Annotated in this window: 16 protein-coding genes; 11 read left to right on the top strand and 5 right to left on the bottom strand. The window is 73.2% G+C overall.

The window, feature by feature from the left end; genetic code table 11:
* Positions 1-123: 123 nt before the first annotated feature.
* From AC0ZLC_RS20435 to AC0ZLC_RS20410, 6 genes are all read left to right on the top strand, one after another.
* The gene (locus tag AC0ZLC_RS20435; RefSeq protein ID WP_476753419.1) at positions 124-3396 is read left to right on the top strand and encodes a protein kinase; all 3273 of its coding nucleotides are present in this window, start codon (positions 124-126) and stop codon (positions 3394-3396) included.
* Between the two features lie 243 nt (positions 3397-3639).
* Positions 3640-5346: a serine/threonine-protein kinase gene (locus AC0ZLC_RS20430; RefSeq protein WP_476753597.1), complete on the top strand. Its 1707-nt coding sequence runs from the start codon at positions 3640-3642 to the stop codon at positions 5344-5346.
* A gap of 49 nt (positions 5347-5395) precedes the next feature.
* Positions 5396-7072, top strand: a complete 1677-nt coding sequence (locus AC0ZLC_RS20425; RefSeq protein ID WP_476753418.1) for a serine/threonine-protein kinase — start codon at positions 5396-5398, stop codon at positions 7070-7072.
* A 197-nt stretch (positions 7073-7269) separates the two neighbouring features.
* A complete protein-coding gene (locus tag AC0ZLC_RS20420) occupies positions 7270-8988 on the top strand; it encodes a serine/threonine-protein kinase (protein ID WP_476753417.1) in 1719 nt (572 codons plus the stop codon).
* Between the two features lie 152 nt (positions 8989-9140).
* Positions 9141-10802 (top strand): succinic semialdehyde dehydrogenase, encoded by a 1662-nt coding sequence (locus AC0ZLC_RS20415; protein WP_476753416.1) that lies wholly within the window; start codon positions 9141-9143, stop codon positions 10800-10802.
* Between the two features lie 52 nt (positions 10803-10854).
* Complete coding sequence (locus AC0ZLC_RS20410; RefSeq protein WP_476753415.1) at positions 10855-12720, top strand: GMC oxidoreductase; 1866 nt, start codon at positions 10855-10857, stop codon at positions 12718-12720.
* A 98-nt stretch (positions 12721-12818) separates the two neighbouring features.
* Here AC0ZLC_RS20410 and AC0ZLC_RS20405 read toward each other — a convergent pair whose 3' ends face one another.
* Positions 12819-13817 carry an LAETG motif-containing sortase-dependent surface protein gene (locus AC0ZLC_RS20405; protein WP_476753414.1) on the bottom strand — a complete coding sequence of 333 codons (999 nt, stop codon included), beginning with the start codon at positions 13815-13817 and terminating at the stop codon, positions 12819-12821.
* 293 nt (positions 13818-14110) lie between these two features.
* Here AC0ZLC_RS20405 and AC0ZLC_RS20400 point away from each other — a divergent pair, with 293 nt between their 5' ends.
* A complete protein-coding gene (locus AC0ZLC_RS20400; protein ID WP_476753413.1) occupies positions 14111-14905 on the top strand; it encodes a hypothetical protein in 795 nt (264 codons plus the stop codon).
* A 438-nt stretch (positions 14906-15343) separates the two neighbouring features.
* Here the strand turns inward: AC0ZLC_RS20400 and AC0ZLC_RS20395 are convergent, their stop codons facing one another.
* Complete coding sequence (locus AC0ZLC_RS20395; RefSeq protein ID WP_476753412.1) at positions 15344-15628, bottom strand: chorismate mutase; 285 nt, start codon at positions 15626-15628, stop codon at positions 15344-15346.
* A 477-nt stretch (positions 15629-16105) separates the two neighbouring features.
* Here AC0ZLC_RS20395 and guaA point away from each other — a divergent pair, with 477 nt between their 5' ends.
* Positions 16106-17692, top strand: coding sequence for a glutamine-hydrolyzing GMP synthase (gene guaA, locus AC0ZLC_RS20390; protein ID WP_476753411.1), 1587 nt, complete (start codon positions 16106-16108; stop codon positions 17690-17692).
* 163 nt (positions 17693-17855) lie between these two features.
* On the opposite strand, the gene AC0ZLC_RS20385 is transcribed toward guaA, so the two are convergent.
* The gene (locus tag AC0ZLC_RS20385) at positions 17856-18344 is read right to left on the bottom strand and encodes a pyridoxamine 5'-phosphate oxidase family protein (RefSeq protein ID WP_476753410.1); all 489 of its coding nucleotides are present in this window, start codon (positions 18342-18344) and stop codon (positions 17856-17858) included.
* A gap of 183 nt (positions 18345-18527) precedes the next feature.
* Between AC0ZLC_RS20385 and AC0ZLC_RS20380 the strand changes: the two genes are divergently transcribed.
* The 3 genes from AC0ZLC_RS20380 (at position 18528) to AC0ZLC_RS20370 (ending at position 22275) form a co-directional block, all read left to right on the top strand.
* The gene (locus tag AC0ZLC_RS20380; protein ID WP_476753409.1) at positions 18528-19322 is read left to right on the top strand and encodes a class II aldolase/adducin family protein; all 795 of its coding nucleotides are present in this window, start codon (positions 18528-18530) and stop codon (positions 19320-19322) included.
* Between the two features lie 379 nt (positions 19323-19701).
* Positions 19702-21081 (top strand): hypothetical protein, encoded by a 1380-nt coding sequence (locus AC0ZLC_RS20375; RefSeq protein WP_476753408.1) that lies wholly within the window; start codon positions 19702-19704, stop codon positions 21079-21081.
* Positions 21082-21753: 672 nt separating this feature from the next.
* On the top strand, positions 21754-22275 hold the full coding sequence (locus tag AC0ZLC_RS20370) for a DoxX family membrane protein (RefSeq protein ID WP_476753407.1): 522 nt from the start codon (positions 21754-21756) through the stop codon (positions 22273-22275).
* Positions 22276-22281: 6 nt separating this feature from the next.
* Here the strand turns inward: AC0ZLC_RS20370 and AC0ZLC_RS20365 are convergent, their stop codons facing one another.
* Both AC0ZLC_RS20365 and AC0ZLC_RS20360 read right to left on the bottom strand, forming a co-directional pair.
* Positions 22282-22521 carry a hypothetical protein gene (locus tag AC0ZLC_RS20365; RefSeq protein WP_476753406.1) on the bottom strand — a complete coding sequence of 80 codons (240 nt, stop codon included), beginning with the start codon at positions 22519-22521 and terminating at the stop codon, positions 22282-22284.
* Positions 22508-23874: PspC domain-containing protein (locus AC0ZLC_RS20360; protein WP_476753405.1), on the bottom strand; the 1367-nt coding region annotated here is incomplete at its 5' end. The genes AC0ZLC_RS20360 and AC0ZLC_RS20365, both read right to left, overlap by 14 nt.

Below are 23874 nucleotides of genomic sequence, written 5' to 3'. Positions count from 1 at the left end.
GATCTCGCATCAGCTCATTGCGGGTTGCCTCCGGCACGTATCGTGAGTGGTTGCGAACCGTACGGAACGACAACGGAGCGCAACCCGAACGGAACTGACCACCGGGCGGCCGGGGGAGGCGTCGTGGACGACTACGCGGGACGGGTACTCGCCGACCGCTACCGCCTGCCCCTGCCCCCGTCCGACGAGTACGAACTCGCCGAGACCCGTGCCTTCGACACCTACAGCGGCCAGGAAGTCCTGGTCAGGCAGGTGCCGTTGCCCGAGGTCGTCGAGGCGGAGGTGCTCGACGCGGACGGGCTGCCGGAGGGGTTCGTGGCGCGGGACGGCGTCCAGGGGCGGTCCGGCCGGGCCGCCGGCGCTGCCGCGCGGACGACCCGGCGCCCCGCCGAACCGGCCGTGCGCCGCGCCATCGAGGCGGCGCAGGCCGCCGCTCAGATACCCGACCATCCCCGGCTCGACCAGGTCTTCGACGTGTTCGCCGAGGGCGGTTCGCTCTGGGTCGTCAGCGAACTCGTGGCCGCCCGGCCGCTGTCGGCGCTGCTCGCCGAGAAGCCGTTGACGCCGTACCGGGCCGCCGAGGTCGCCTCGGACGTCCTCATGGCCCTGCGGGTGCTGCACGCGCACGGCTGGGTGCACCGGAACATCACCGCACGCACCGTGCTCGTCTGCGACGACGGCCGGGTGATGCTCAGCGGTCTGGCGGTCGGGGCCGCCGAGGAGGCGCTGTGCGGGTACGACCCCGTGCCGCCCGGGGAAGCGGAGCCGGGCGGGGGCCCGCACGCCGCGGGGCCGGGGCCCGGCGATCCGTCGGCCGGAGGAGTGGCGGGCCACTCCCTCGGAGCGGGAACCGGTGCCGGTGGTCCGGTCAGCGGGGATCCCGAGGCCGCTCGGCGGGCCGCGATCGAGGCACGTGAGAAGGGCATGGAGGCGCGGGCGGCCGGTGCGGAGGCGCGGGCCGCGGGTCGCGTCCCCGCACCGGGCGGCACACGCGGTGGTGGGCCCGCGCTGGGCGGCCCGGCGGCCGAGGACGACGACGTCCGGGCGGCACGGGCCGGGGCGATCGCCGCGTACCGGGCCGGTGCGCGGGCCGCTGCCCGCGTCCAGGACGAGGAACGCGACAGCCGTGCGGCTCTGCCCGCCCCCCGGCCCACACCGGGGGCCGAGGCCGCCCGCCCGCCCGGCCACGGCACGGAGTCCCGGCCGACGCCGGGCTATGGCACCGACCCGGGTCAGGCCCCGGGGTACGGTGCCGGGTCCGCGCGGGGGTCCGGGTACGGGGCCGACTCCGGGTGGGATTCCGGTTACGGGAGCGAGGCTGGGCGGGGTTCGGGTTACGGGACCGAGGCTGGGCGGGATTCGGGTTACGGTGCCGGGTCCGCGCGGGGGTCCGGGTACGGGGCCGACTCCGGGTGGGATTCCGGTTACGGGAGCGAGGCTGGGCGGGGTTCGGGTTACGGGACCGAGGCTGGGCGGGATTCGGGTTACGGTGCCGGGTCCGCGCGGGGGTCCGGGTACGGGGCCGACTCCGGGTGGGATTCCGGTTACGGGAGCGAGGCCGGGCGGGATTCGGGTTATGGGACCCCCGGGCGGGGTGCCGGGTACGGCGTCGACGCCGGTCAGGCCGCCGGTCACGGTGCTGAGGGCGGACATGTTCCGGGGTACGGGGACGGTTCGCCGGAGGTGTCCGGGCGGGGTGGGGAAGCGCGTCGGAGTTCCGGGCAGGGGGTCGAGCGGGTCCCGGGTACGCCACCCCCGGGCCAGATAGCGGACCCCTACGGAGTCGGGCGGGGCAACCCCTGGCACGGGGCCGCTCCGCGGAACGGGGCCCCGGGGCAGGGGCGGGCCGCTCTCCCCGCGGGAGGCGACCCGGCGCGGACGGCGTTCCACGACACCGGCGACGGCGCTCCTGCGCCGGGCCCGGCGCAGGGGACCGTCCACGAGTTCGGCGCCCACGGCGCGGGCGCCGCGACTCCGGTCCCCGCCAGGGGCGTTCCACAGGGCGTTCCGCAGCAGTCCCGTCGTCAGACCCCGCAGGACCCGCGGTCCGCCCAAAACGCCCAAGACGCCCGTGATGCCACCCGTTGGGACCACCTGGCCGCCGCCACCGCGCCCCGTCGCGGGCCCGCCACCGCGCTCGCCGCCGAGCGGGCACGGCAGGCGCGGATGACCGTGGTCGGGCCGGTGACCGAGCGCTGGGCCCCCGAGCAGGCCGGCCCCGTGCACGAGAACTGGCAGCTCGCCGCGCCGATCGGTCCCGCCACCGACCTGTGGGCGCTCGGCGCGCTGCTCTTCCGCGCCGTGCAGGGACACGCGCCCTACCCGGAGGAGAACACGGCCGAGCTGGTCCAGCTGGTGTGCGCGGAGCCCCCGGCGTACGCGGAGGAGTGCGGACCGCTGCGGCCGGTCGTGGAGTCGCTGCTGCGTCAGGACCCCACGGAGCGGCTGGACTTCGAGGACCTGCGCGGCTGGCTGCGCTCCCTGGTCCGGTCGGCTCCGGAGCCGGAGGCGGGCGCCCACGTCATCGCCGCTCCCCCCGTCGACCCGCGGCGGCTGCCGATCGTACGGCGCCGGGGCGAGCTCGTCCGCAGGCGTCGCGCGGGGCTGCCCGCGACCAGCCCGCACGCCCGCCACAAACGCGCGAAGCAGGAGCGGTCGGTTCAACCCCGGAAGCTGGGGCGGAACCTGGTCGTGCTGGTGCTGCTCCTGCTGGCCGCGGCGGTCGCGTACGCCGTGTACTTCATGCCGGGGGCGGACACGACCGCCGGCACGGACGACGAGCGGACCGGGGCCGCCGAGAGCGCCGGAAGCACGCCGGACCCCGGCACCGACGGCAGGGCGAGCAGCGAGCCGCGCCCCGACCAGACCTCGCCCGGGAGCGGCAAACAGCCCCCCAAGTCGCCCGGCCGGACACGCGAGCAGACGTCCTCCGACCCGGACGTCGCCCAGGGCTTCACCGTGCGCAAGGACGCGGAGGGCTTCCGGGTCGCCGTGGCCCGCGGCTGGGACCGGTCCGCCAAGAACGGGCGCGGCCAAGTCGTTTACGCGCACGGGGACTTCCAGCTCATCGTCGTACCGGGACGGGACGGTACGGACGCCTACGGCGGCGACCCGATGACGTATCAGCGGGAGAAGGAGCGCGAACTGCAGCCGTTCCGCGACTCGACCTGGGCGACGTCCAGCGGGATGCGGACGATCGACGTGGGCGGACGGACCATGGCCGAGGGGCAGTTCACGTGGACCGACGGCGAGGGGCGTGAGCTGTTCGTGCGCAATCTCGCGATGATCGTCGGGGGGCGCTACCACGTGGTGCAGGTGCGCGGCCCGGAGGCCGAACGGGACGAGGTGACGCGGCTGTACGAGCAGGCGTCGTCGACGTACCGGGTCACCGGCTGAGCCGGCCCCGCCCCGTCGGCCGCCCGGACAGGGCCCCTGCCGTCACCGTCCACGGCACCCGCGTCCCGCCCGCCCGGGACCTGTGCGGGTCCCGTGTTGCCCGTCCCGTCGGCAGGTTGCCTCGCCCGCGCGGAAGCGAGAACCGTCACAGTGCTGTCTCCGTACGACCGCGCCGGTTCCCTGCGGGACGGCAGGGTCCTTAGTGTGACCCCGTCAAGACCATTGCGGGGAAACGTGAATCAGATGCAGGGCCTGCTCCTCGCGGGCCGCTACCGCCTCGTCGAATCCATCGGCAGCGGCGGCATGGGCCGCGTGTGGCGCGCGCACGACGAGGTGCTGCACCGCGCCGTCGCGGTCAAGGAACTGACGGCGGCGCTCTACGTCGCGGAGAGCGACCGCGCGGTCCTCCTCGCCCGGACCCATGCCGAGGCCCGGGCCGCCGCCCGGATCAACCACTCGGCCGTCGTCACGGTGCACGACGTCCTCGAGCACGACAGCCGGCCGTGGATCGTCATGGAGCTGGTCGAGGGCAACTCCCTGGCCGACGAGGTCAAGGAGCGGGGACGCGTCGAGCCGGCCGAGGCGGCACGCATCGGTCTGTGGGTGCTGCGCGGGCTCCGGGCCGCGCACACCGCCGGGGTGCTGCACCGCGACGTGAAGCCGGGCAACGTCCTGCTCGCCGCCGACCGGCGAGTGCTGCTCACGGACTTCGGCATCGCGCAGGTCGAGGGCGACTCGACCATCACCCGCACCGGCGAGATCGTCGGCTCGGTCGACTACCTGGCACCCGAGCGGGTGCGCGGGCACGACCCCGGGCCTGCCTCCGACCTGTGGGCGCTCGGGGCGACGCTGTACACGGCCGTGGAGGGAACGTCGCCGTTCCGGCGCACCTCCCCGCTCACGACGATGCAGGCCGTGGTCGACGAGGAGCCCGCCGCACCGCACCGCGCGGGTCCGCTGGGGCCGGTGATCGTGGCGTTGCTGCGGAAGGATCCCGCCGCCCGCCCCGGTTCGCAGGACGCGGAGCAGATGCTGGCCGAGGCCGCGGAGGGACGGCGGCCGCGCGCGGCGCAGGCCCATGTGCCGACGCGGCGCCTGGAGCCGGGCCGGGCGGCCGCGGCCCACGGATCGGTCGGCGCGGACCGGTACGGGGCCGGCCGCCATGTCTCGGGCACCCATGTCTCCGGCACCCATGTCTCCCACGCGCACGGCGCACACGGCGCGGGAGACCATGGCGCGACGACCCATGTGCCGGGCCACCAGGTACCGGGCGGCCCGGGCGCGACCCTGTACGGACCCCCGTCCGCGTACCCGGCCGGCGACGGCGCTCCGGGCGCTCGCAAGAGGCACCGGCTGGGCCGCACGCTGGTCCTCCTGTCCCTGCTGGCCGTGCTCGTCGGAGGCGGCGGCGCCCTGGCCCTGCACTACGCCGGCGGTACGGACGATCAGGCCGGTTCCGGCGGGACGGGGCAGCAGAAGAACGGCGCCGTCCGCGAGGGCTGGGAACCCGTCCACGACGTCGAGGGCTTCAGCCTCGCCCTGCCCAAAGGCTGGAAGCGCCAGGTCAACGGCAACCAGATCGACTACACGCCCGACGGCGGCAAGCACTTCGTGCGGATCGCCGTCGACGACTCGCCGGACTTCGACAACCCGTACGCCCACCAACTGGACCTGGAACAGCAGGTGAGCAAGTTGCGGGACTACCGGCGGGTGAGTCTGCAGTCGAACACCTACCGCGACTGCCACGGCGCCCTCTGGGACTTCACCTGGACCGCGCTCGCCAGTAACACCTCGTTCCCCGGACCGCGCCGGGCCATCGAGCAGACGTATCTCGGCCGTGACGGCGTGGAGTACGCGATCTACATGTCGTCGCCCACGGCGGACTGGGACACCACGCGGGAACAGTTCGACGCGGTCCTGCGGGCCTGGCGGCCGAACGGGCAGGGGTGACGGGGACGCGGCCCCGGAGGGCACCGGCCCGGTGCGGCATGATGGGCCCATGGGGACCGAGGGGGCCAACGCCCGTGTCATCGCCGGCCGTTACCGGCTCGATGCCAGGATCGGCCGGGGCGGGATGGGTGTCGTCTGGCGCGCGACCGACCAGCTGCTCGGCCGGCAGGTCGCGGTCAAGGAGCTGCGCCTCGACGACGCGCTCTCGGCGGACGAGGCGAGGATGCAGCGCGAGCGCTCCCTGCGCGAGGCCCGCGCCGTCGCCCAGCTGAGACACCCGCACATCATCGTCGTGCACGACGTGGTCGAGGACGACGAACGTCCGTACATCGTCATGGAGTTGATCGTTGGGGGGTCGCTCGCGGACCGTATCTCCCGGTCCGGGCCCGTGGACCCGGCCGAGGCCGCGCGGATCGGTATCGACCTCCTCGGCGCGCTGCGGTGCGCGCACGACGCCGGTGTCCTGCACCGCGACCTCAAGCCCGCCAACGTGCTGATGGAAGCGGGCACCGGCCGCGTCGTCCTCACCGACTTCGGGATCGCCCAGGTCGCGGGCGCTACGACGCTCACCGAGAACGGTGCGTTCGTCGGCTCGCCCGAGTACACCGCGCCCGAGCGGATGTCCGGCGCCAGGACGGGCTCCGAGTCCGACCTGTGGTCGCTCGGCGCCCTGCTGTGCACCGCGCTGAGCGGTGAATCCCCGTTCCGGCGCGACTCGTTGGGCGGCATCCTGCACGCGGTGGTCTTCGACGAGGTGCGTCCGCCCGCCCAGGCCGAGCCACTGCTTCCCGTCGTGCGAGGGCTGCTGGAGCGTGATCCGGACCGGCGGCTCGACGCGGCGCGGGCGGAGGGGATGCTGCGGGCGTTCCGGGAGACGGGGCGTACGCCGCGGGTGGCGACCGGGTACACGCCGACCCGGCGGGACGTGCCGCTGAGCGGACAGGCGCCGCCCCTCCTCTCGCCCGCGCCGCCTCCCGCCGCCCCCGGTCCGTACGTGCGGCCGGACCCCGCGGCCGGCCCCCCGGCGAGACCGTCGGCGCGGAGCGTGCTGGTCGCCGCCGCGCTGGTCGCCGCGATGGCGGGTGCCGGGCTCTCCGCCGCCGCGCTGCTGATGCGCGGCGGCGGTGACGGCGCCGACGTGCCCACGAGTGCGGCGACGCACGGCTCGGCCCGTACGACGAAGAACAGCGCCACGCCGACGACGTCCGCACCGGTGGCGCCCGGGCCCACGGTGACCGTGACGCGTTCGGCGGCCGCCTCGGCCGCCTCGCCCGCCTCGCGCAAGGCGCCCGAGGGGTACCGCCTCGCGCGCGACCCCGGCGGGTTCACGCTCGCGGTGCCGGAGGGCTTCACGCGCGAGCCGCAGGGCGAACGGGTCTTCTATCTGTCGCGGGGGACGGCCTTCCGGCTCGGCATCAAGGTCGCCGGACCCGGGACGGGCGGGCCCCTCGGCGTGATGCGCCGCGCCGCCGACCGGGGGCCCGCCACGAACCCGGGCTACCGCGACGGCCGGGTCACCGCGACCCGGCACGACGCGCATCCCGCCGCGCTCTGGGAGTTCAGCTGGGACGGCTTCACCCGGGCGGAGGGGGCGCGGCACACGTACGACCTGTGCTGGGAGCAGGACGGACGGATGTACGACGTGTGGGTGTCGGCGCCGGTCGGCAGGGTCGCCGAGGCGAAGGAGTACTTCGACGTCGCGGTGGACACCTTCGTACCGTCCTGAGACAAGCCGCTTCCCCTCGTGCAGCCGTTCGCAGCGGTGCCCCTACCCCTGCCCGGGCCCGGGCGGCCGTTCGCGGCGGTGCCCGGACCCCACGTACCGCTCCAAAGGGGAGATAAGGGATGGGGTGCGTCACGGGTCTGTGACCGGCGGGCGGCCGGGGTGGCTCCCGCGGCTTCCGCCGCGATATGCATGGGTTCATGAGCAGCGACGGGGGAGCACCTCACGGGTCCGACGAGCCGACCAGTTTCGGTCTGCAACCGCCGCGGCCGGCCGCGCCCGGCCACCAGGTGCCGGCCCCCGGACAGCCGCAGCCCGCGGTGCCCTACCCGGGCAATCCGTACGCGACGCCGGCGCCGGCGGTCCCGGACGGGCAGGCGCAGCCGACGCAGCTCGTCCCGGACCAGCGGGCGCAGCCGCGGCAGGCCCCGCAGGAGCCGGGCACGGGCCGGCTGATCGCCGGCCGCTACCGGCTCCTGTCCAAGCTCGGACACGGCGGCATGGGCACCGTGTGGCGGGCCAAGGACGAGACGGTGGACCGCGAGGTCGCCGTCAAGGAGCCCCGCGTACCCGACCATCTTCCCGAGCGGGAACGCGCCAACGCCTTCGAGCGGATGCACCGCGAGGCACGTGCCGCGGCCCGGCTCGACCATCCGGCGGTCGTGAACGTCCACGACGTGGCGGTCGTCGACGGGCAGCCGTGGATCGTGATGGAGCTGGTGCGGGGCCGCTCGCTGGGCGCCGCGCTCCAGGAGGGCACCCTCGGCGTCCGCGAGGCGGCCACGGTCGGCCTGGAGGTCCTCGGTGCCCTGGAGGCCGCGCACGCGGCCGGCATCCTGCACCGCGACGTCAAGCCCGACAACGTCCTGCTCGGCCGCCACGACCGCGTCGTCCTCACCGACTTCGGCATCGCCCGGATCGAGGGCGAGACGAACCTGACGGACACCGGCGGCTTCGTCGGCTCGCCCGAGTACATCGCCCCGGAACGGGTGCTGGGCCAGCGCCCCGGCCCCGCCTCCGACCTCTGGTCCCTGGGCGTGGTGCTGTACGCGGCCACGGAGGGCGTCTCCCCCTTCCGCCGCAGCAACACCCCCGCGACCCTCCAGTCCGTCCTCAACGCGACGCCCGCGGCGCCGTCCGCCGCGAAGGGGCCGCTCGCCGAGGTGATCAACGGCCTGCTGGACAAGGACCCGGCCCGGCGTCCCGGCGCCGCCCAGGTCCGCCGGCTCCTGGAGGAGGCCGCGAAGCCTCCGCAGGAGACCCAGGTTGTGCAGATCTCCGTCCCCGGCGGCAGGGGCGTCAGGCTCGGCCGCAAGACGTGGCTGGGCGTGGGGGCGGCCCTCGTCGCTCTCGCGCTCGCGGCGTACCTGGTGATCGCGGACCCGTTCGCGGGCCCGCTGCCGGACGGCTGGACGAAGAAGGAGGAGAAGGCGTTCGGCGCGACGCTGGCCGTCCCCGCGGACTACCAGGTGGGCAGGCCGGACAAGGACGACTCGGACAAGAACTGGGTGACCTACAGCGACTGGAGCGGCAGCGTCTGGATCAGCCTGAACCTGGCGCGCAGGACCGAGGACGAGGGCAACGAGATCAAGGCCTCCGCGCGGGACCAGATGTGGGCCGACGACGCGGAGTTCAAGCAGAGCGGGGAGTACCGGCTGGACATGCCCGCGGGGCCGCGGACGGACCCGCAGGAGTCCACGCACCAGGGCGGGAAGTCCGCCGTGAACACGGTGAAGTACAGCACCTCCGACACCGAGAACCCGCGCCCCCGGCAGCTGAAGATCTTCTACTACAAGTCGAAGAAGACCGGGGACATGTACAAGCTCACGGTCGGTTACCCCGGCAAGGGCGACTTCACGGAGCGCGGCCGGGAGGTCGCGGAGACGGCGATCGCGAACCTGGACATCGACAGGCTCTGAACCCGCAGGATTGACCATTCCGTGATCGCCGGAGCCACAACGCGCTGATCAGCGCATTCGTTGCCAGCGATCACTGGCGCCGTGTGTGTACTCGGTGAAACCCCGTTACCGACGGGTACCCAAAGCGTACGGGCGGGCATACGCTGCGGCTCATGACGGACTCGCAGGCCCCGGAGAAGACCGGCACCGACGACACGGCCGGGACGGGCACCACCGGCACCGGTGCCCACGGCACCAACCCCCTCGCGCCCTCCCCCAAGGGCGCCCGCACCGCCGCCGACGTCGTCACGCCCGAGCTGGTCGCCCAGCTCACCAAGGGCGTGGCCGGCTCCGGCCGTACCGCCAACCACACGCCGCTCACCGGCGCGAAGCTGGCGGATCTGCCCGAGTCCACGCCCGACGACGTGCGTACGGCCTTCGAGCGGGCCCGCGAGGCGCAGGCCGTCTGGGCCGCGGTCCCGGTCCGCGAGCGCGCCGCCGTGCTGCTCCGCTTCCACGACCTGGTGCTCGCCCGGCAGGCCGAGGTCCTCGACCTGATCCAGCTGGAGACCGGCAAGGCCAGGCTGCACGCCCACGAGGAGGTGCAGGCGGTCGCCGTCGCCGCCCGGCACTACGGCCGCAAGGCCCCCTCGTACCTCAGGCCCAAGCGGCACACCGGCGCCGTCCCGACGCTCACCAAGGTCACCGAACTGCGTCACCCGCGCGGTGTCGTCGGCCAGATCGCACCCTGGAACTACCCCCTGGAGCTGTCCGTCGGCGACGCGCTCCCCGCCTTCGTCGCGGGCAACGCCGTCGTGATGAAGCCCGACACGGAGACCTGCCTGACGGCGCTGTGGGCGCGTGACCTCCTCATCGAGGCCGGGCTGCCCGCCGAGGTCTTCCAGGTGGTGATCGGCGACGGTCCGGTCGTCGGCCCCGAGGTCGTCCGGCACGCCGACTACGTCTCCTTCACCGGTTCCACGCGCACCGGCCGCGAGGTCGCGCAGGGCGCCGCCGCCCGCCTGGTCGGCGTCTCCCTCGAACTCGGCGGCAAGAACGCCATGCTGGTGCTCGCCGACGCCGACCTCGACAAGGCCGCCGCGGGTGCCGTCCGCGCCTGCTTCTCCTCCGCAGGCCAGCTCTGCATCTCCATCGAACGGCTGTACGTCCACGAGTCCGTCGCGGACGCGTTCCTCGAGCGGTTCGCCGCCCGCACCAGGGCGATGCGCCTCGGCACGTCGCTCGCGTACGGCGCCGACATGGGTTCGCTGGTCGGCGAGCGGCAGCTGGAGACCGTCACCCGGCATGTGGCCGAGGCGGTCGCCAAGGGGGCCAGGGTCGTGGCCGGCGGTGTGGCCCGCCCGGACATCGGCCCGTACTTCTTCGAGCCGACCATCCTCGACGGTGTCGAGTCGCCCATGGCCGTCTGCGCCGAGGAGACCTTCGGTCCCGTCGTGTCCGTCTACCGCTTCCGGACCGAGGACGAGGCGGTGGAACGGGCCAACGACACGCCGTACGGCCTGAACGCCTCGGTCTGGACGAAGGACGGGCGGCGCGGACGCGCCGTCGCGGCCCGGCTCCGCAGCGGCACCGTCAACGTCAACGAGGGCTACGCGTCCGCGTACGGCAGCGTCCAGTCGCCGATGGGCGGCATGAAGGACTCCGGCCTCGGGCGCCGCCACGGCTCCGAGGGCATCCTCAAGTACACCGAGGCGCAGACCGTCGCCCACCAGCGGCTGCTGCCGATGGCGCCGTCGCTCGGCATGGACGACGAGAAGTACGCCGCGTTCATGAGCCGGAGCCTGCGGGCCATGAAGGCTCTGCGCCTCCGCTAGCACCAGGGAGTTCCGGCAGCCCAGACAGCCCCGCTTTCAACGAGGAGAGCACGTGTCACAGGAGAACTCTGTCCGGAAGCCGGATGCGGACGCCCCCGCGGACGCCCTCACCGAGACCGCGGCCGGCCCCCCTGAGAAGAGCCCCGACGAGGCGTACGACTACGACGTCGTCGTCGTCGGCTCCGGCTTCGGCGGGTCCGTCACCGCCCTGCGCCTGACCGAGAAGGGATACCGGGTCGGCGTGCTGGAGGCGGGCCGCCGCTTCACCCGCGCGTCGCTGCCCAAGAGCTCCTGGGACGTCAAGAACTATCTGTGGGCCCCGAAGCTCGGCATGTACGGCATCCAGCGCATCCATCTGCTGGGCAACGTCATGGTGCTGGCTGGCGCCGGCGTCGGCGGCGGCTCCCTCAACTACGCCAACACCCTCTACGTACCGCCGAAGCCCTTCTTCGAGGACCCGCAGTGGAAGGACATCACGGACTGGGAGGAGGAGCTGAAGCCGTACTACGACCAGGCCCGGCGCATGCTGGGCGTGCGGCTCAACCCGACGATGACCCCGTCCGACGTCCACCTCAAGGCGGCCGCCGAACGCATGGGGGTGGGCGACACCTTCCACATGGCGCCGGTGGCCGTCTTCTTCGGGGACGGGCAGGACGCCGAGGGCGACGCGCGGGCCGAGCCGGGGGAGCAGGTCGCGGACCCCTACTTCGGCGGCGCGGGACCGGACCGCAAGGCGTGCCTGGAGTGCGGCGAGTGCATGACCGGCTGCCGCCACGGCGCGAAGAACACCCTCAACGAGAACTACCTCCACCTCGCCGAGCAGGCGGGCGCCGTCATCCACCCCATGACGACCGTCGTGTCCGTCACCGACGACTCGCGGGGCGGATACGCCGTCCGGACCCTGCCCACCGACGACCGCCGCAAGGGACAGGGCCGTACGTTCACCGCGCGCCGCGTCGTCATGGCCGCTGGCACCTACGGCACGCAGACCCTGCTGCACCGGATGAAGTCGAGCGGCCGGCTGCCGTACCTTTCCAGCCGGCTGGGTGAGCTGACCCGCACCAACTCCGAGGCGCTGGTGGGCGCCCAGACCGACAACCGCCGCTACCGCAAGGCGCACGGCGAGCCGAAGGCCGACTTCACCCGCGGGGTCGCGATCACCTCGTCGATCCACCCGGACGACAGCACCCACATCGAGCCGGTCCGCTACGGCAGGGGTTCGAACGCGATGGGCAGCCTGTCCATCCTCCAGGTCCCGTACGCGGAGAACTCCTCGCGCGCTCTCGGCTGGCTGCTCAACGTGGCCAGGCACCCGGTGCAGATGGTCCGTTCGTTCTCCAACCGGCGCTGGTCCGAGCGCACCATCATCGGCCTGGTGATGCAGTCCCTGGACAACTCGCTGACGACGTACCTGAAGCCGACGGGCGCCGGCAAGGGGCTGCTGACGACACGCCAGGGGCACGGCGCGCCCAACCCCAAGCAGATCAGGGCGGCTTCGGAGGCGGCCACCGCGCTCGCCGCCGAGATCAACGGGTTCGCCGGCAGCAACGTCGGTGAGCTGATGGGGACGCCGCTCACCGCCCACTTCCTCGGCGGCTGCCCGATCGGCGACTCCCGGGAGACGGGCGTGATCGACCCGTACCACCGGCTCTACGGACACCCGGGCATCTCCGTCGTCGACGGTGCCGCCGTCTCCGCGAACCTCGGTGTCAACCCGTCCCTCACCATCACCGCCCAGGCCGAGCGTGCGATGTCGTACTGGCCCAACAAGTGCGAGGCGGACCCGCGTCCGGCCCAGGGAGCGGCGTACGAGCGGCTCAAGGCGGTCGAGCCGCGGTCGCCCGCCGTCCCCGCGGACGCGTTCGGCGCGCTGCGGCTGCCGTTCCTCGGGATGCCGGCGGTGCCGCCCAGGAGCTGACCTCCGCGGGCCCCCCGCACACCTGAAGAAGGACCTGTGCCCCCCTCCGAGCACAGGTCCTTCTTCAGGTGTGAGGCGTCAGCCCCGGGTGGTCCGCCCTACGCGGCGGCGTCACCGGACTTGCGGCGACGCACCACGAACACCGCTCCGGCACCGGCGACGACGGCGACACCGCCGACGAGACCGATCACCGGCAGTGCGGAGCTGGAGCCGGTCTCGGCGAGGTTGCCGGTCGGCAGCTCGGAGACGTCGCCCTGCGGCTTCTTGACCGGGTCCTTCTCGTCGTCGTCGCTCGGCCCGGCCTCGCCCGGGTTCGGGTTCTCGGAGCCGGGCTTCAGGACCACGAAGTCGTACTGGGCCCAGCCCTCGGCGACGCAGTCCTGGCCGTCGACGTTGTCGAGGTAGGCGCCGGAGCCGAAGGAGTAGGCGTCGCCCGCGGGGGCGTTCTTGTCGATGCTGACGCGCAGGTCGACCGACTCGGTCTGCTTCGGCTTCAGCGTCTCGGCGTAGAAGAAGTAGTCACCGGCCCACGAGTCGTCGCCGATGCGGGTCCACTTGCCGGACTCGGGGTTCTTGAACTCCAGGTCCACGTACTTGCTCAGGTACTTCGACTCGTCGAGCTCGTAGTTCTCGATCTCGGCGTAGAAGGCGACACCCTCGATGTCGATCTTCGAGTCGTTCCTGACGGTCAGCTCGAACGCGTGGTAACCGCTGCCCGCGACGATCTTGCCCGGGAGGCCCTTGATGTCCGCGGACACCTTGGCGTCGCCGTACTCCTCGTCGACGTCCTCGCAGTACGGGACCTCGGGGTCGGTCGGCTCGTCGCTCGGCGTCGCCGACGGCGTGCCCGAGGGAGTGGTGGAGGCCGCGGGGGCCGACGTCGACGGCGCCGCGGTGCTGGGCGTACCGGCGGGCGTGCTGGACGGAGGTGTGGCCTCGGGGGTGCTGCTGGGCGCGGGCACCGTCTCCGTGACGGTGGCGCTCGGCGTCTGGGTCGGACCCGGCTCCTCCGCGAAAGCGGTCGGCGCCGACAGCAGTGCCAGCGGGGCTATTGCGGCCACCGCGGCCGTGACGGCCATGGCACGGCGAAGCTTCATGAAGACCTCGTAAGTCCGGCGTGCCGCGGTGACGCGGCACGCGAAAAGTTCGGGAGGCCTCCGCGGTGGGGCGCGGGTGTGGCCGTTGGTTCAGCAGGTGTGACCTGTGCCGGCGGGGAATGGTTGCCCTCTCGCTCACAGAATCTTTATGTGTGCTGGGTCACACGATGATCACACCGTGCGGTGGAGCCGCGGAGCCCGGTGCCCCGCGCGCCGAGCCTGTGTCATCGTGGCGCGCCGGGCCCGTCGCTCTCGACGCGGCCCCCGTGAGGAAGAACGTGAAAGTGGGGAACGTGAAGTCAAAGGTGTCGCGAGCCACGGCGGCGCTCGCGGTCGTGGCGGCGCTGGGTTGCAGTGCGGCGTGCGGCGGGGGCGAGGACGGCCAGGGCTCGAAGCCGGTGAAGACCGCCACGGCGACCGCCGGTGCCTCCGGCGCGGCGAAGAACGCCGACGAGCCGGAGAGCACCGACGGGCCGAAGGACGCCGGAAAGGCGAAGGAGAGCGCGACCGCCGACGCGTCCGCCGCGCTGACCCGGGCCCAGCTGGACAAGGCCGCCCTCGCGGACGGCGAGGTCAAGGGCTACGGGGTGGAGAAGACGGCCGCCTCGGACATCTCGCTCGACTCCGTACCTGCCACCCCGGACACGTGCCAGCCGATCGCCGACATGTTCCTTTTCACCACCGACCCCACGGCGCGGGCCGGCGTCGGCCGCGGCTTCACCGCCAAGGACGACCTCGACGCCTCGGTCACCTCCCTCGCGCTCCTCTCGTACAGATCGGGCGAGGCCGACAAGGTCCTCGCGGGACTCCGCACGGCGGCGGGCGAGTGCACGGCGTACAAGCACACCGGCTACCGCTACAGCGACGTGAAGGCGCTCAAGGACCCGGGCCTCGGTGACGAGTCCGTCGCCTACCGGCTCCGGGGTTCCATCGAGGGCGCGGAGGTGCCCTCGGCCTTCACCGTCGTCCGGGTCGGGACCGTCGTCGTGGCCTTCACCTCGATGAACATGCTGGACCCGGACAAGGTGAAGGTGCCGTCCGAGATCATCGAGAAGCAGCTGGCCAAGGTGGAGAAGGCCACCGGCTGAGGCCGAGGCTGTTCCGGGGCGCGGCGCCGGGGGTCGCGCCGCCCGGACGACACGGTTGCTGTTGTCTGCCGGGGGACGTGGGGTCGTCCTGCATCGTGCTGGGCGGCCCACGGCCTCCGCAACCGTGACGACCATCCTTGGGACGACGTTGAACGGCCGGCCCCGGGCGTCCCCGGAGCCGGCCGTTCTCTTGAATGACCGGGCCGCTGTCCCCTGCCGTCCGGTCACGATCCTGGGGCGAGGTCCCACGACGCACGGCACGATCCGTACGTCTCATCGCCCCAGCGGAGCCACGCGTGGTTCTTTCGGGCCCGCCCCTGGCTGGCACGGACACCACGGACAACGAAGCCCGCGCCGTCCGGTCACGCGCCGTACGGGTGAGAGGACACACGGACGCGGGTGCACCGGGCGCCCGTGACGGCCGTGACCCGGACGGCCTCAGACGCGGCCCCGGCACAGCTCGAGGAGCGTCATCGCCAGGGAGGTGCCGGGCCTGCCCAGCGCGTCCCGGTAGTGGCCGAGGATCTCCATCTCGCGCGAGAGGTTCACCCGGCGCCCGCCCGAGGTGATCCGCGCCTCCTGGATCACCGCGGAGACGGCCATCCGTTCCTGGACGAGACCGATGATCCGGTCGTCCAGGGCATCGATGCGCTCACGGGCGCCGGTGATCACGTCGGCGGCCTCGTCGGTGCGCGCGCCGGTCCTGTCGAGTACGTCGGCCATGGTGGGGCTCCTCTGCGGAAGGGTGCCCCGGAGCGGCAGGACCCGGGAAACGCCAGGCGCCCCGGGCCTTGTCGGCCCGGGGCGCCTGGGAAGTCGCTTGTCAGTGGCTCAAGCAGCACGACCATGGCAGCCGGTGGGCCGGTTGCCATAGGTAAAGACGAACGTCTGGTGCGAGAGCATGCGAGCAGTATGCACGGCGCGACCGTCCGGCGGAAACCCTTCCGCCCGGCACCGGCGGAGACGCGCCCCCGTCCGGAGTCCTAGGACGGGGGCGCAGGCGAGGGAAGGGTGGGGGCGGGGCGCAGGCGGGGCCAGAGGGTTCCGGGACGGGGGCGCCGTCGCGGCAAGGGGTCCGGGACGGGGCGCAGGCGCGGCAAGGGAGCCCGGGGAGCGGAGCCCACGGGGACGGAATCGGGTTCTCCGCGTACCCCGTTAGAATCGGACGTACAGACTCTGCAGCCCGCCGGAAGGCAAACCGTGCCATCAGCACCCTCCGCTGCCGCCACCCCCGACACCGTCCTGGTCGTCGACTTCGGCGCGCAGTACGCCCAGCTCATCGCCCGCCGCGTCCGCGAGGCCCGGGTCTACAGCGAGATCGTGCCGAGCACCATGCCGGTCGAGGAGATCCTCGCCAAGAACCCGGCGGCGATCATCCTCTCCGGCGGCCCCTCGTCGGTGTACGCGCAGGGCGCCCCCCGCCTCGACCGCGCGATCTTCGAGGCCGGCGTCCCCGTCTTCGGCATGTGCTACGGCTTCCAGCTCATGGCCACGGCCCTCGGCGGCACGGTCGACAACACCGGCGCCCGCGAGTACGGCCGGACGCCGCTGCACGTCTCGAAGCCCGGCTCCACCCTCTTCGAGGGCACGCCGGACGAGCAGTCGGTCTGGATGTCGCACGGCGACGCCTGCTCCGCCGCCCCCGAGGGCTTCACGGTCACGGGCTCCACGGACGTCGTCCCGGTCGCGGCCTTCGAGAACGACGAGAAGAAGCTGTACGGGGTCCAGTACCACCCCGAGGTGATGCACTCCACGCACGGCCAGCAGGTGCTCGAGCACTTCCTGTACCGCGGCGCGGGCCTCAGGCCGGACTGGACCACCGGCAACGTCATCGACGAGCAGGTCGCCCTCATCCGCGAGCAGGTCGGCACCAAGCGCGCCATCTGCGGCCTGTCCGGCGGCGTGGACTCCGCGGTCGCCGCCGCCCTCGTGCAGAAGGCCATCGGCTCCCAGCTGACCTGTGTGTACGTCGACCACGGTCTGATGCGCCAGGGCGAGACCGAGCAGGTCGAGAAGGACTTCGTCGCGGCCACCGGCGTCCAGCTGAAGGTCGTCGACGCCGAGGACCGCTTCCTCACCGCCCTCAAGGGAGTCTCGGACCCCGAGGAGAAGCGGAAGATCATCGGCCGCGAGTTCATCCGGGTCTTCGAGCAGGCCCAGGCCGAGATCATCGCCGAGGCCGCGGAGGGCGAGGACGTCGCCTTCCTGGTGCAGGGCACGCTCTACCCGGACGTCGTCGAGTCCGGCGGCGGCACCGGCACGGCGAACATCAAGTCCCACCACAACGTGGGCGGACTCCCCGAGGACATCGAGTTCCAGCTCGTCGAGCCGCTGCGCAAGCTGTTCAAGGACGAGGTCCGGATGGTCGGCCAGGAACTCGGCCTGCCGGAGGAGATCGTCCAGCGCCAGCCCTTCCCGGGCCCGGGCCTCGGCATCCGTATCGTCGGCGAGGTGAACAAGGAGCGGCTCGACCTGCTCCGGCACGCCGACGCCATCGCCCGCGAGGAGCTGACGAGGGCCGGCCTCGACCGCGACATCTGGCAGTGCCCGGTGGTCCTGCTCGCGGACGTGCGCTCGGTCGGCGTCCAGGGCGACGGCCGCACGTACGGCCACCCGATCGTGCTGCGCCCCGTCTCCTCCGAGGACGCCATGACGGCGGACTGGTCGCGCCTGCCGTACGACGTCCTGGCGAAGATCTCGACCCGGATCACGAACGAGGTCGCGGACGTCAACCGCGTCGTGCTCGACGTGACCTCCAAGCCCCCGGGCACCATCGAGTGGGAGTAGGCCCTCCCCTTCCCCTCGCGCACCGCGGCACGTGAAGGATGACGAGGACCGTTGACAGGGGCGCCGTCCGTACCGGGCGGCGCCCCTTCACGTGTGCTCAGGCGCTCCGTCAGGGGTGCCCCTGTGCTCAGGCGCTCCGTCCGTCCCGGGGGCGCCCGTGTGCTCAGGTGCGTTTGACGGTTCGCACCGGCGCTCCCGGCTGCCAGACCTGCACCACCAGATACGTGTCGTCCTCCACACACGTCCGCACGACCTCGGTCAGCTCCGTGCGGAAGAGGTGGAAGGCGGCCGGGTCGGGCGGATTCACGGCGTCCGCGTAGCGCCGTACGACCTCCGGGTCGCGCACCTCGACGGCCCGCCCGGCGACGCGCACGTCACCTCCGCCCAGGTCCGTCCCCGGCCCCGGATTCGCCTGGAGCGCGAAGCGGGAGTCCCGGCGCAGGTCCAGCGCCTTCAGCGAGCCCGGCATCATGCCGAGCCACAGCTCGCCGTGCAGGAAGCGCACCTCGATCCCGGTCGTGCGGGGAGCACCGTCCCTGCGCAGGGTCGCCAGGACGTGATGGGTGAAGGCTCCGAAGCGGTTCTCCGCCGTCCGGGCCAGATCGGGTTCGGCGGCGGCGAAGGCCGCCCAGTTCGTCGTCGTACCGGTCATACGAGGAGTCTCGCCCGGATACCGGACATCTTCTGTCGGGTATCCGGGTGACCTCACGCGGGTACCCGACGACCAGGAACCTCGCGTAACGGTTGTGCACTCACTTCCCGGAGCGGCCCTGTTCTCCTGCGCTGACCCCGGGTAACTTCCGCTCCGTACCGACACGCCAGTGCTGGAGGACATATGCACGGGCCCAAGCCGCCCCTGCCCGTACCCACCGACCGGCTGCGGTTCGCCATGCCGCCGATGCACGAGTCGCTGGACGACGAGCGGCGCCACCGCAAGGAGCGGCTGGCCGGCGCGCTGCGGATCTTCGGGCGGCTCGGCTTCGAGGACGGGGTCTCCGGCCACATCACCGCGCGCGACCCGGAGTACAGCGACTGCTTCTGGGTCAATCCTTTCGGCATGCCGTTCAAGCACGTCACCGTGGGCGACCTGGTCCTCGCCAACCAGGACGGGCAGGTGATCGAGGGCCGCTACCACGTGAACCAGGCCGCCTTCACCGTGCACGCCCAGGTGCACGCAGCCCGCCCGGACGTGGTGGCCGTCGCGCACTGCCATTCCGTGCACGGGCGCGCCCTCGCCGCGCTCGGCGAGCTGCTCGACCCGATCACCCAGGAGTCCTGCGCGTTCTACGAGGACCACGCTCTGTACGACAGCTACAGCGGAGTCGCCGTCGACGCCGAAGAGGGCCGCCGGATCGCCTCAGCGCTGGCCAGCCGCAAGGCGCTCGTACTGCGCAACCACGGGCTGCTTACCGTCGGCGACTCGGTGGACGCGGCGGCCTGGTGGTTCCTGTCGATGGAACGCTCGTGCCAGGTCCAGCTCACCGCGCGGGCGGCCGGGCGCCCGGTCGTCATCGACCACAGACAGGCGGTCGCGACCCGCGAGCAGCTCGGCGGCGACCTCGTGGCGTGGATCAACTACCAGCCCCTGTGGCAGGACATCAGCCGCAGCGAGCCCGATCTGCTGAGCTAGCGAGGCCGGTCAACACGACGTCCGGTCCTTCCCCCCTCGCTGACCACACCCGGCGAACGCGGAGTGTGTTCCATACGGCACAATGCGCTGTCGTCGCGGGGCGGTCGTCACGCAGTTGTGAGGCGGTCAGGCGTACGGGAGGCCCGGCGGCACGGGAGCATGTGACGCGGGATCCCCGGGATCCCCTAGCTCGCAGGAACCTGCGGGAATCTTCGTTGTGGGGAAGGCGGCAGCGGGCGTGGCGGTGCAGGAGGGGAGACACGGCGGGGAGCGCGGTGCGGGGGGTGGCTCCGGGGGTGGCTCCGAGACCCGTGCGGGGGCGTCCGGCGCGGGAACTGGAGCCGGGGCAGCGGGGGCAGCGGGGGCAGCGGGGGCCGGCATGGGGCGCGATGCCGGTGCCGGTGCCGGTGCCGGTGCCGGTGGCGGTGCTGGTGGCGGTGGTGCGGATGCCGGGTATGGGTCCGGGTATCGGGCTGGGTACGGGTATCGGGCTGGGACCGGGTACGGGTCCGGGCAGGGGCCGCACGGGGGTGGGTGTACGTGCGGGGACTGTCCGCACGGGGCCCGCGAGGGGCACCGGCGCGCGGTCGCCGCATTCCTCGCCAGACGAGACGAGTTCGCCTCCGGGCAGGGGCTGCCCGCCGCGGTCGCGCACTCCGTCTCCGCCTCCCGGCAGTGGGTCTCGGACGAGCTCACCCAGGCCGCGGACCTCGTCGCCGAGCGCGGACGCGTCGAGGGCGAGGCCTGGCTGGAACGGCTGTGGCGCCGCACCGCGGTCGCGGTCTGGGCGGTCGTGGGAGTACTGCTCCTGGTACAGGCCCTCACCGCGATCGGGGCGGGGTGGACGGACGCGCGGACGGCGGGGCTGGTGGCCGCGCTGCTCGTGGGCGGGCTGCTCACGGGTGCGGGGTACGTCCACCGGGCGCGCGGCGGGGTACTCGCCCCCGTAGTCGGCGAGGACAACCGGCTCTCGACCTCCCGTGCGGTGGCCGCGAGTTGGGTTGTCCTCGTGGTGTACGCCGTGCTCGTGCTCGTGGGACAGCTGGCCGTGGCGTCCGGACACGGTGAACGGGACCGGCTCATCGCCGGACTCGAACTCGCCCGCGGCGCGGGCACGGTCACCGTCGTCGCCGTGGTGTGCGGGATCGCGGTGCTGGTGCGGCGGGTGGTGGGGCTGCGGGTGCTCGGGCAGCGCCTGCAGAAGGTGCGGGCGGATCGGCCCCGGGCCGCCGATCTGCTGACCGACGACTCGGGCCGGGGCAGCTTCGCCGACATCCAGTACGTGGTGGTCGGCGCCGTCGCGCTGCTCTTCGCGCTGGTGCGGCTGGCCCGGCGGCCTGAGCAACTGCCCGACCTGCCGTGGGGGCTTGCGGTGCTGGTGCTCGTCTCCGCGGCGACCTATGTCGCCGGGAAGTACGCGGAGGGCGGGCGTCCGGTGATTCTGTCCGTCGTCCGGGCGCGGGAGGCGGGTGACCTCGACGCGCCGATCCGTACGGGGGACGACATCGAGATCCGGGGGGCCGGGTTCGTGCCGCCGGGGGCGGGGACGGCGGACCGGCTGTCCCGGATGGTCGTCCGGATCGGACCGGTCCACGTGCACGTGCCGCTGGTGCCGGTGCCCGGGGGGTTCAGCAACCCCACGGATGCGGTGCTGACCGTGCCGGTTCCGGTGGATGTGGAGCCGGGGCGCGTGGAGGTGCAGGTGGTCACCGCGGCGGGCGTGGAGACGAACCGGTGCGCGATCGACGTGACGGACTGAGGGGTTGAACGGCTGGCCGGCTTGTGCCCGGGTGCGTGCCTGGGCTCGGGCCGCCTGGGCGCGCGGGGTGTCTTCGGTCCGGCGGTTGGGCCGGCCGAGGTCCGTTGGGTGGGCCGCCCAAGGTCCGATGGGTGGGTCGCCCACGCGCCGGTGGGTGTTGGGTCGCCCACGGGCCGGTGGGTGGGTCGGGGCCGCGCCGGTACATCCGCCCGTTGCATGTCGGGCGTGCACCTTGGTGACAGGGGTGGACCGGCGCTTCCTGCCCGACCTGCAACGGTCATCTGATGTACCGGCACGGCCCCTTCGGTCGGAGCGCGGGTGCGGCCTGTTGCCAGCAGCTGCGGGCCGGCGTGCCGTTCCAGGGGTCCCCCCGCTCGAGCGGAGTCGAGAGTGGGGGAGGCCCGGCGCCGGCGGCACGCTGTCGGCGCCGGGTTCGCCGTCGCGCCCGGCCTCAGCTGCGACACCGGGTGCCGGGTCCGCAGGGGGAGTGAGCCGCCCCCGAGCCGCCCCCGTTGGCGCCGGGTGCCGGTAGGAAGGGGGCGGGGACCCACCCCCGTTCGCAGCGTCGCGCGGGTCGGGTTGAGCGTGCGCGGGAAGCGTGAGCGCCGGGGGGACGACGTACGTATGGTCTGGTGGGGGCAACGGCTCAGCGGGGCGAGAGGCGGCGGCACGATGACTCACGGCACACGTCCGGACACGTACTCCGGAGAAGACCGGGGCTGGCGGGACACCGCCACCCGGTACGCCCTGCTCCCCCTGCGCCTCTTCCTGGGCGTCACCTTCATCTACGCCGGCCTGGACAAACTCACCGACAGCGCCTTCATGAAGGACGCCGGAGCGGGCTCCATCGGCGACCTGATGAACTCCGCTCGCGGCTCCTCGGCGATCCCGGCCCTCGTCGACCTGGCCCTCAGGAACCCCGTCGGCTTCGGTTACGCCATCGCCCTCGGCGAGCTGGCCGTCGGTATCGGCACCCTCCTCGGGCTGCTGGCCCGCCTGGCCGCCCTCGGCGGCGCACTGATCTCCCTCAGCCTGTGGCTGACGGTGAGCTGGGCCTCCGATCCCTACTACTACGGAAACGATCTCCCGTACCTGATCGCCTGGCTGCCTCTCGTCCTCGCCGGTGCCTCGGTCCTGTCCGTGGACGCCGCCCTGCGCGCGCGGCGCATCCGACGCGCGGGCAGCCGTCGCTGACCTTCGCTAGCTGGACACCCTCACGTCCCCGGACGTCCGGTCCGCCCGGGCCGACCGGCGCCGGCGTATCGCATGGGAGATGGACGCCACCGCCCCCGCCAGGCACAGGCCACCCGCGACGATCGGGATCACCGCGAACCACGGGGTCTCCCAGAGGCCGCCCGCGTCACCCGCGTACACGATGCCCGCGAGGATGAGGAAACAGCCCGCGACCAGCTTCCCCGGCTGGAACTCATGACGTGGCACGAGCCACCTCCGCCTGTCCGACGCCGACTTCCAGCTGGAGGTCGAGCGTGCCCCCGCTCCTGCCGCCGGTTGTCGGCGGAAGAGTCAGATGCTTGGTCCTTCCTGGCTGCACGTCCACGTCCTTGCTGTCGTCGCCCGGCAACTGGATGTCCCCGACGCCCACTTCGACGTCCAGGCGCACGGTCACGTCCTTGGGGACCACCACCCTGAGCCGGCCCGCACCGACCTCCGCGTGCGTGCTCACCGTCTGCCCCTTCGCGAGGTCCAGGCGGCTCAGGTCCAGGGTGCCGACACCTGTACCGAGGTCGTAGGTCCGCTCCACGTCGGAGACGGCCGCGGGGGTCCATTCGGTGCGGACCCAGTGGGTGCTGATGTCGCCGGGCAGGGCCGCGGCGCAGGCGAGCAGCCCGGCGGTGAGGACCGCCAGCAGGACCGTGCCGGCGCCCGTACGCCCGAGGAAGGAGCTGATCGCGATGCCGGTGCCGAAGACGACGAGCGCGCAGGCGAGTCCGGTCTGCACGCTGGTGCCGAGCGCATGGTCGTCCCAGGTCAGGCCCGTGCCCAGGGCGCCCGCGAGCAGGGCGGCCAGGAGGACCCAGCCGCCGATCCAGCGAGGACCGCGGGGCTGGGGCTCGCTGGTGGCGCGCGGGTGGCTGCGTGCCGTGCCGCGGGCGATGTTCACCGCTGCCGCGACATCCCGGTCCCGGGAGGTCGGGGGACCCCAGAGGTAGCCCGTGCCGCCGACGTGGGTGCCGTCCTTGACTATCGGGTCGCGCCACCAGGACGGGGAGGAGTAGGGCACGGGCGGCGCCTTGGCCTCGGGAGGGGCGTCGGCCGCGGCCTGCGCGGCGAGCGGGTCGGGGTCGGGGGCGCCGCGCTGCTGCGACCAGTACCCGGCGCCCGCCAGGAGGATGGCGAGTATGACGGCGAAGGCGAGCACTCCGCCGTTGTTCAGCATGGAGAGGAAGACCCCGCAGCCGACCAGGGCGAAGAGGACCGCCGCCAGCGCCTGGCCGTCGACGCGGCCCGTCAGCAGCTTGTGTACCTCGTTCTCCTCGTCGTCGTCGGGTGGGACGAACAGCCAGACGAAGCCGTAGAAGATGAGGCCGAGGCCGCCGGTCGCGGCGAGCACCGCGAGCACGATCCGGAAGATCACCGGGTCCATCTCGCACTGCCGGCCCAGCCCGGCGCAGACCCCGCCCAGCATCTTGTGCCGCGGGTCGCGCCGGAACTTGTGCGGAGAGCCGGAGGCGGCGGGCTCGGCGGCGCCCTCGCCGGCTCCGTGCGCGCGCGGCTCGCCGCCGGCCGGCGGGCCCGCCGCGGCGGCCCGCGGACCGGAACCGGCCGGCCGGG

The organism is Streptomyces sp. GLSS-08 (assembly GCF_056387915.1).
Note: the sequence above shows the minus strand (reverse complement) of the source record. Positions and strands in the feature narration are given on the sequence as shown.

Bases quoted from the DNA above. Each gene is read 5' to 3' on its own strand.
- AC0ZLC_RS20430 (WP_476753597.1), top strand. From the start codon at position 3,640: ATGCAGGGCCTGCTCCTCGCGGGCCGCTACCGCCTCGTCGAATCCATC.
- AC0ZLC_RS20425 (WP_476753418.1), top strand. From the start codon at position 5,396: ATGGGGACCGAGGGGGCCAACGCCCGTGTCATCGCCGGCCGTTACCGG.
- AC0ZLC_RS20420 (WP_476753417.1), top strand. From the start codon at position 7,270: ATGAGCAGCGACGGGGGAGCACCTCACGGGTCCGACGAGCCGACCAGT.
- AC0ZLC_RS20415 (WP_476753416.1), top strand. From the start codon at position 9,141: ATGACGGACTCGCAGGCCCCGGAGAAGACCGGCACCGACGACACGGCC.
- AC0ZLC_RS20405 (WP_476753414.1), bottom strand. From the start codon at position 13,817: ATGAAGCTTCGCCGTGCCATGGCCGTCACGGCCGCGGTGGCCGCAATA.
- AC0ZLC_RS20395 (WP_476753412.1), bottom strand. From the start codon at position 15,628: ATGGCCGACGTACTCGACAGGACCGGCGCGCGCACCGACGAGGCCGCC.
- AC0ZLC_RS20385 (WP_476753410.1), bottom strand. From the start codon at position 18,344: ATGACCGGTACGACGACGAACTGGGCGGCCTTCGCCGCCGCCGAACCC.
- AC0ZLC_RS20380 (WP_476753409.1), top strand. From the start codon at position 18,528: ATGCACGGGCCCAAGCCGCCCCTGCCCGTACCCACCGACCGGCTGCGG.
- AC0ZLC_RS20375 (WP_476753408.1), top strand. From the start codon at position 19,702: ATGGGGCGCGATGCCGGTGCCGGTGCCGGTGCCGGTGCCGGTGGCGGT.
- AC0ZLC_RS20370 (WP_476753407.1), top strand. From the start codon at position 21,754: ATGACTCACGGCACACGTCCGGACACGTACTCCGGAGAAGACCGGGGC.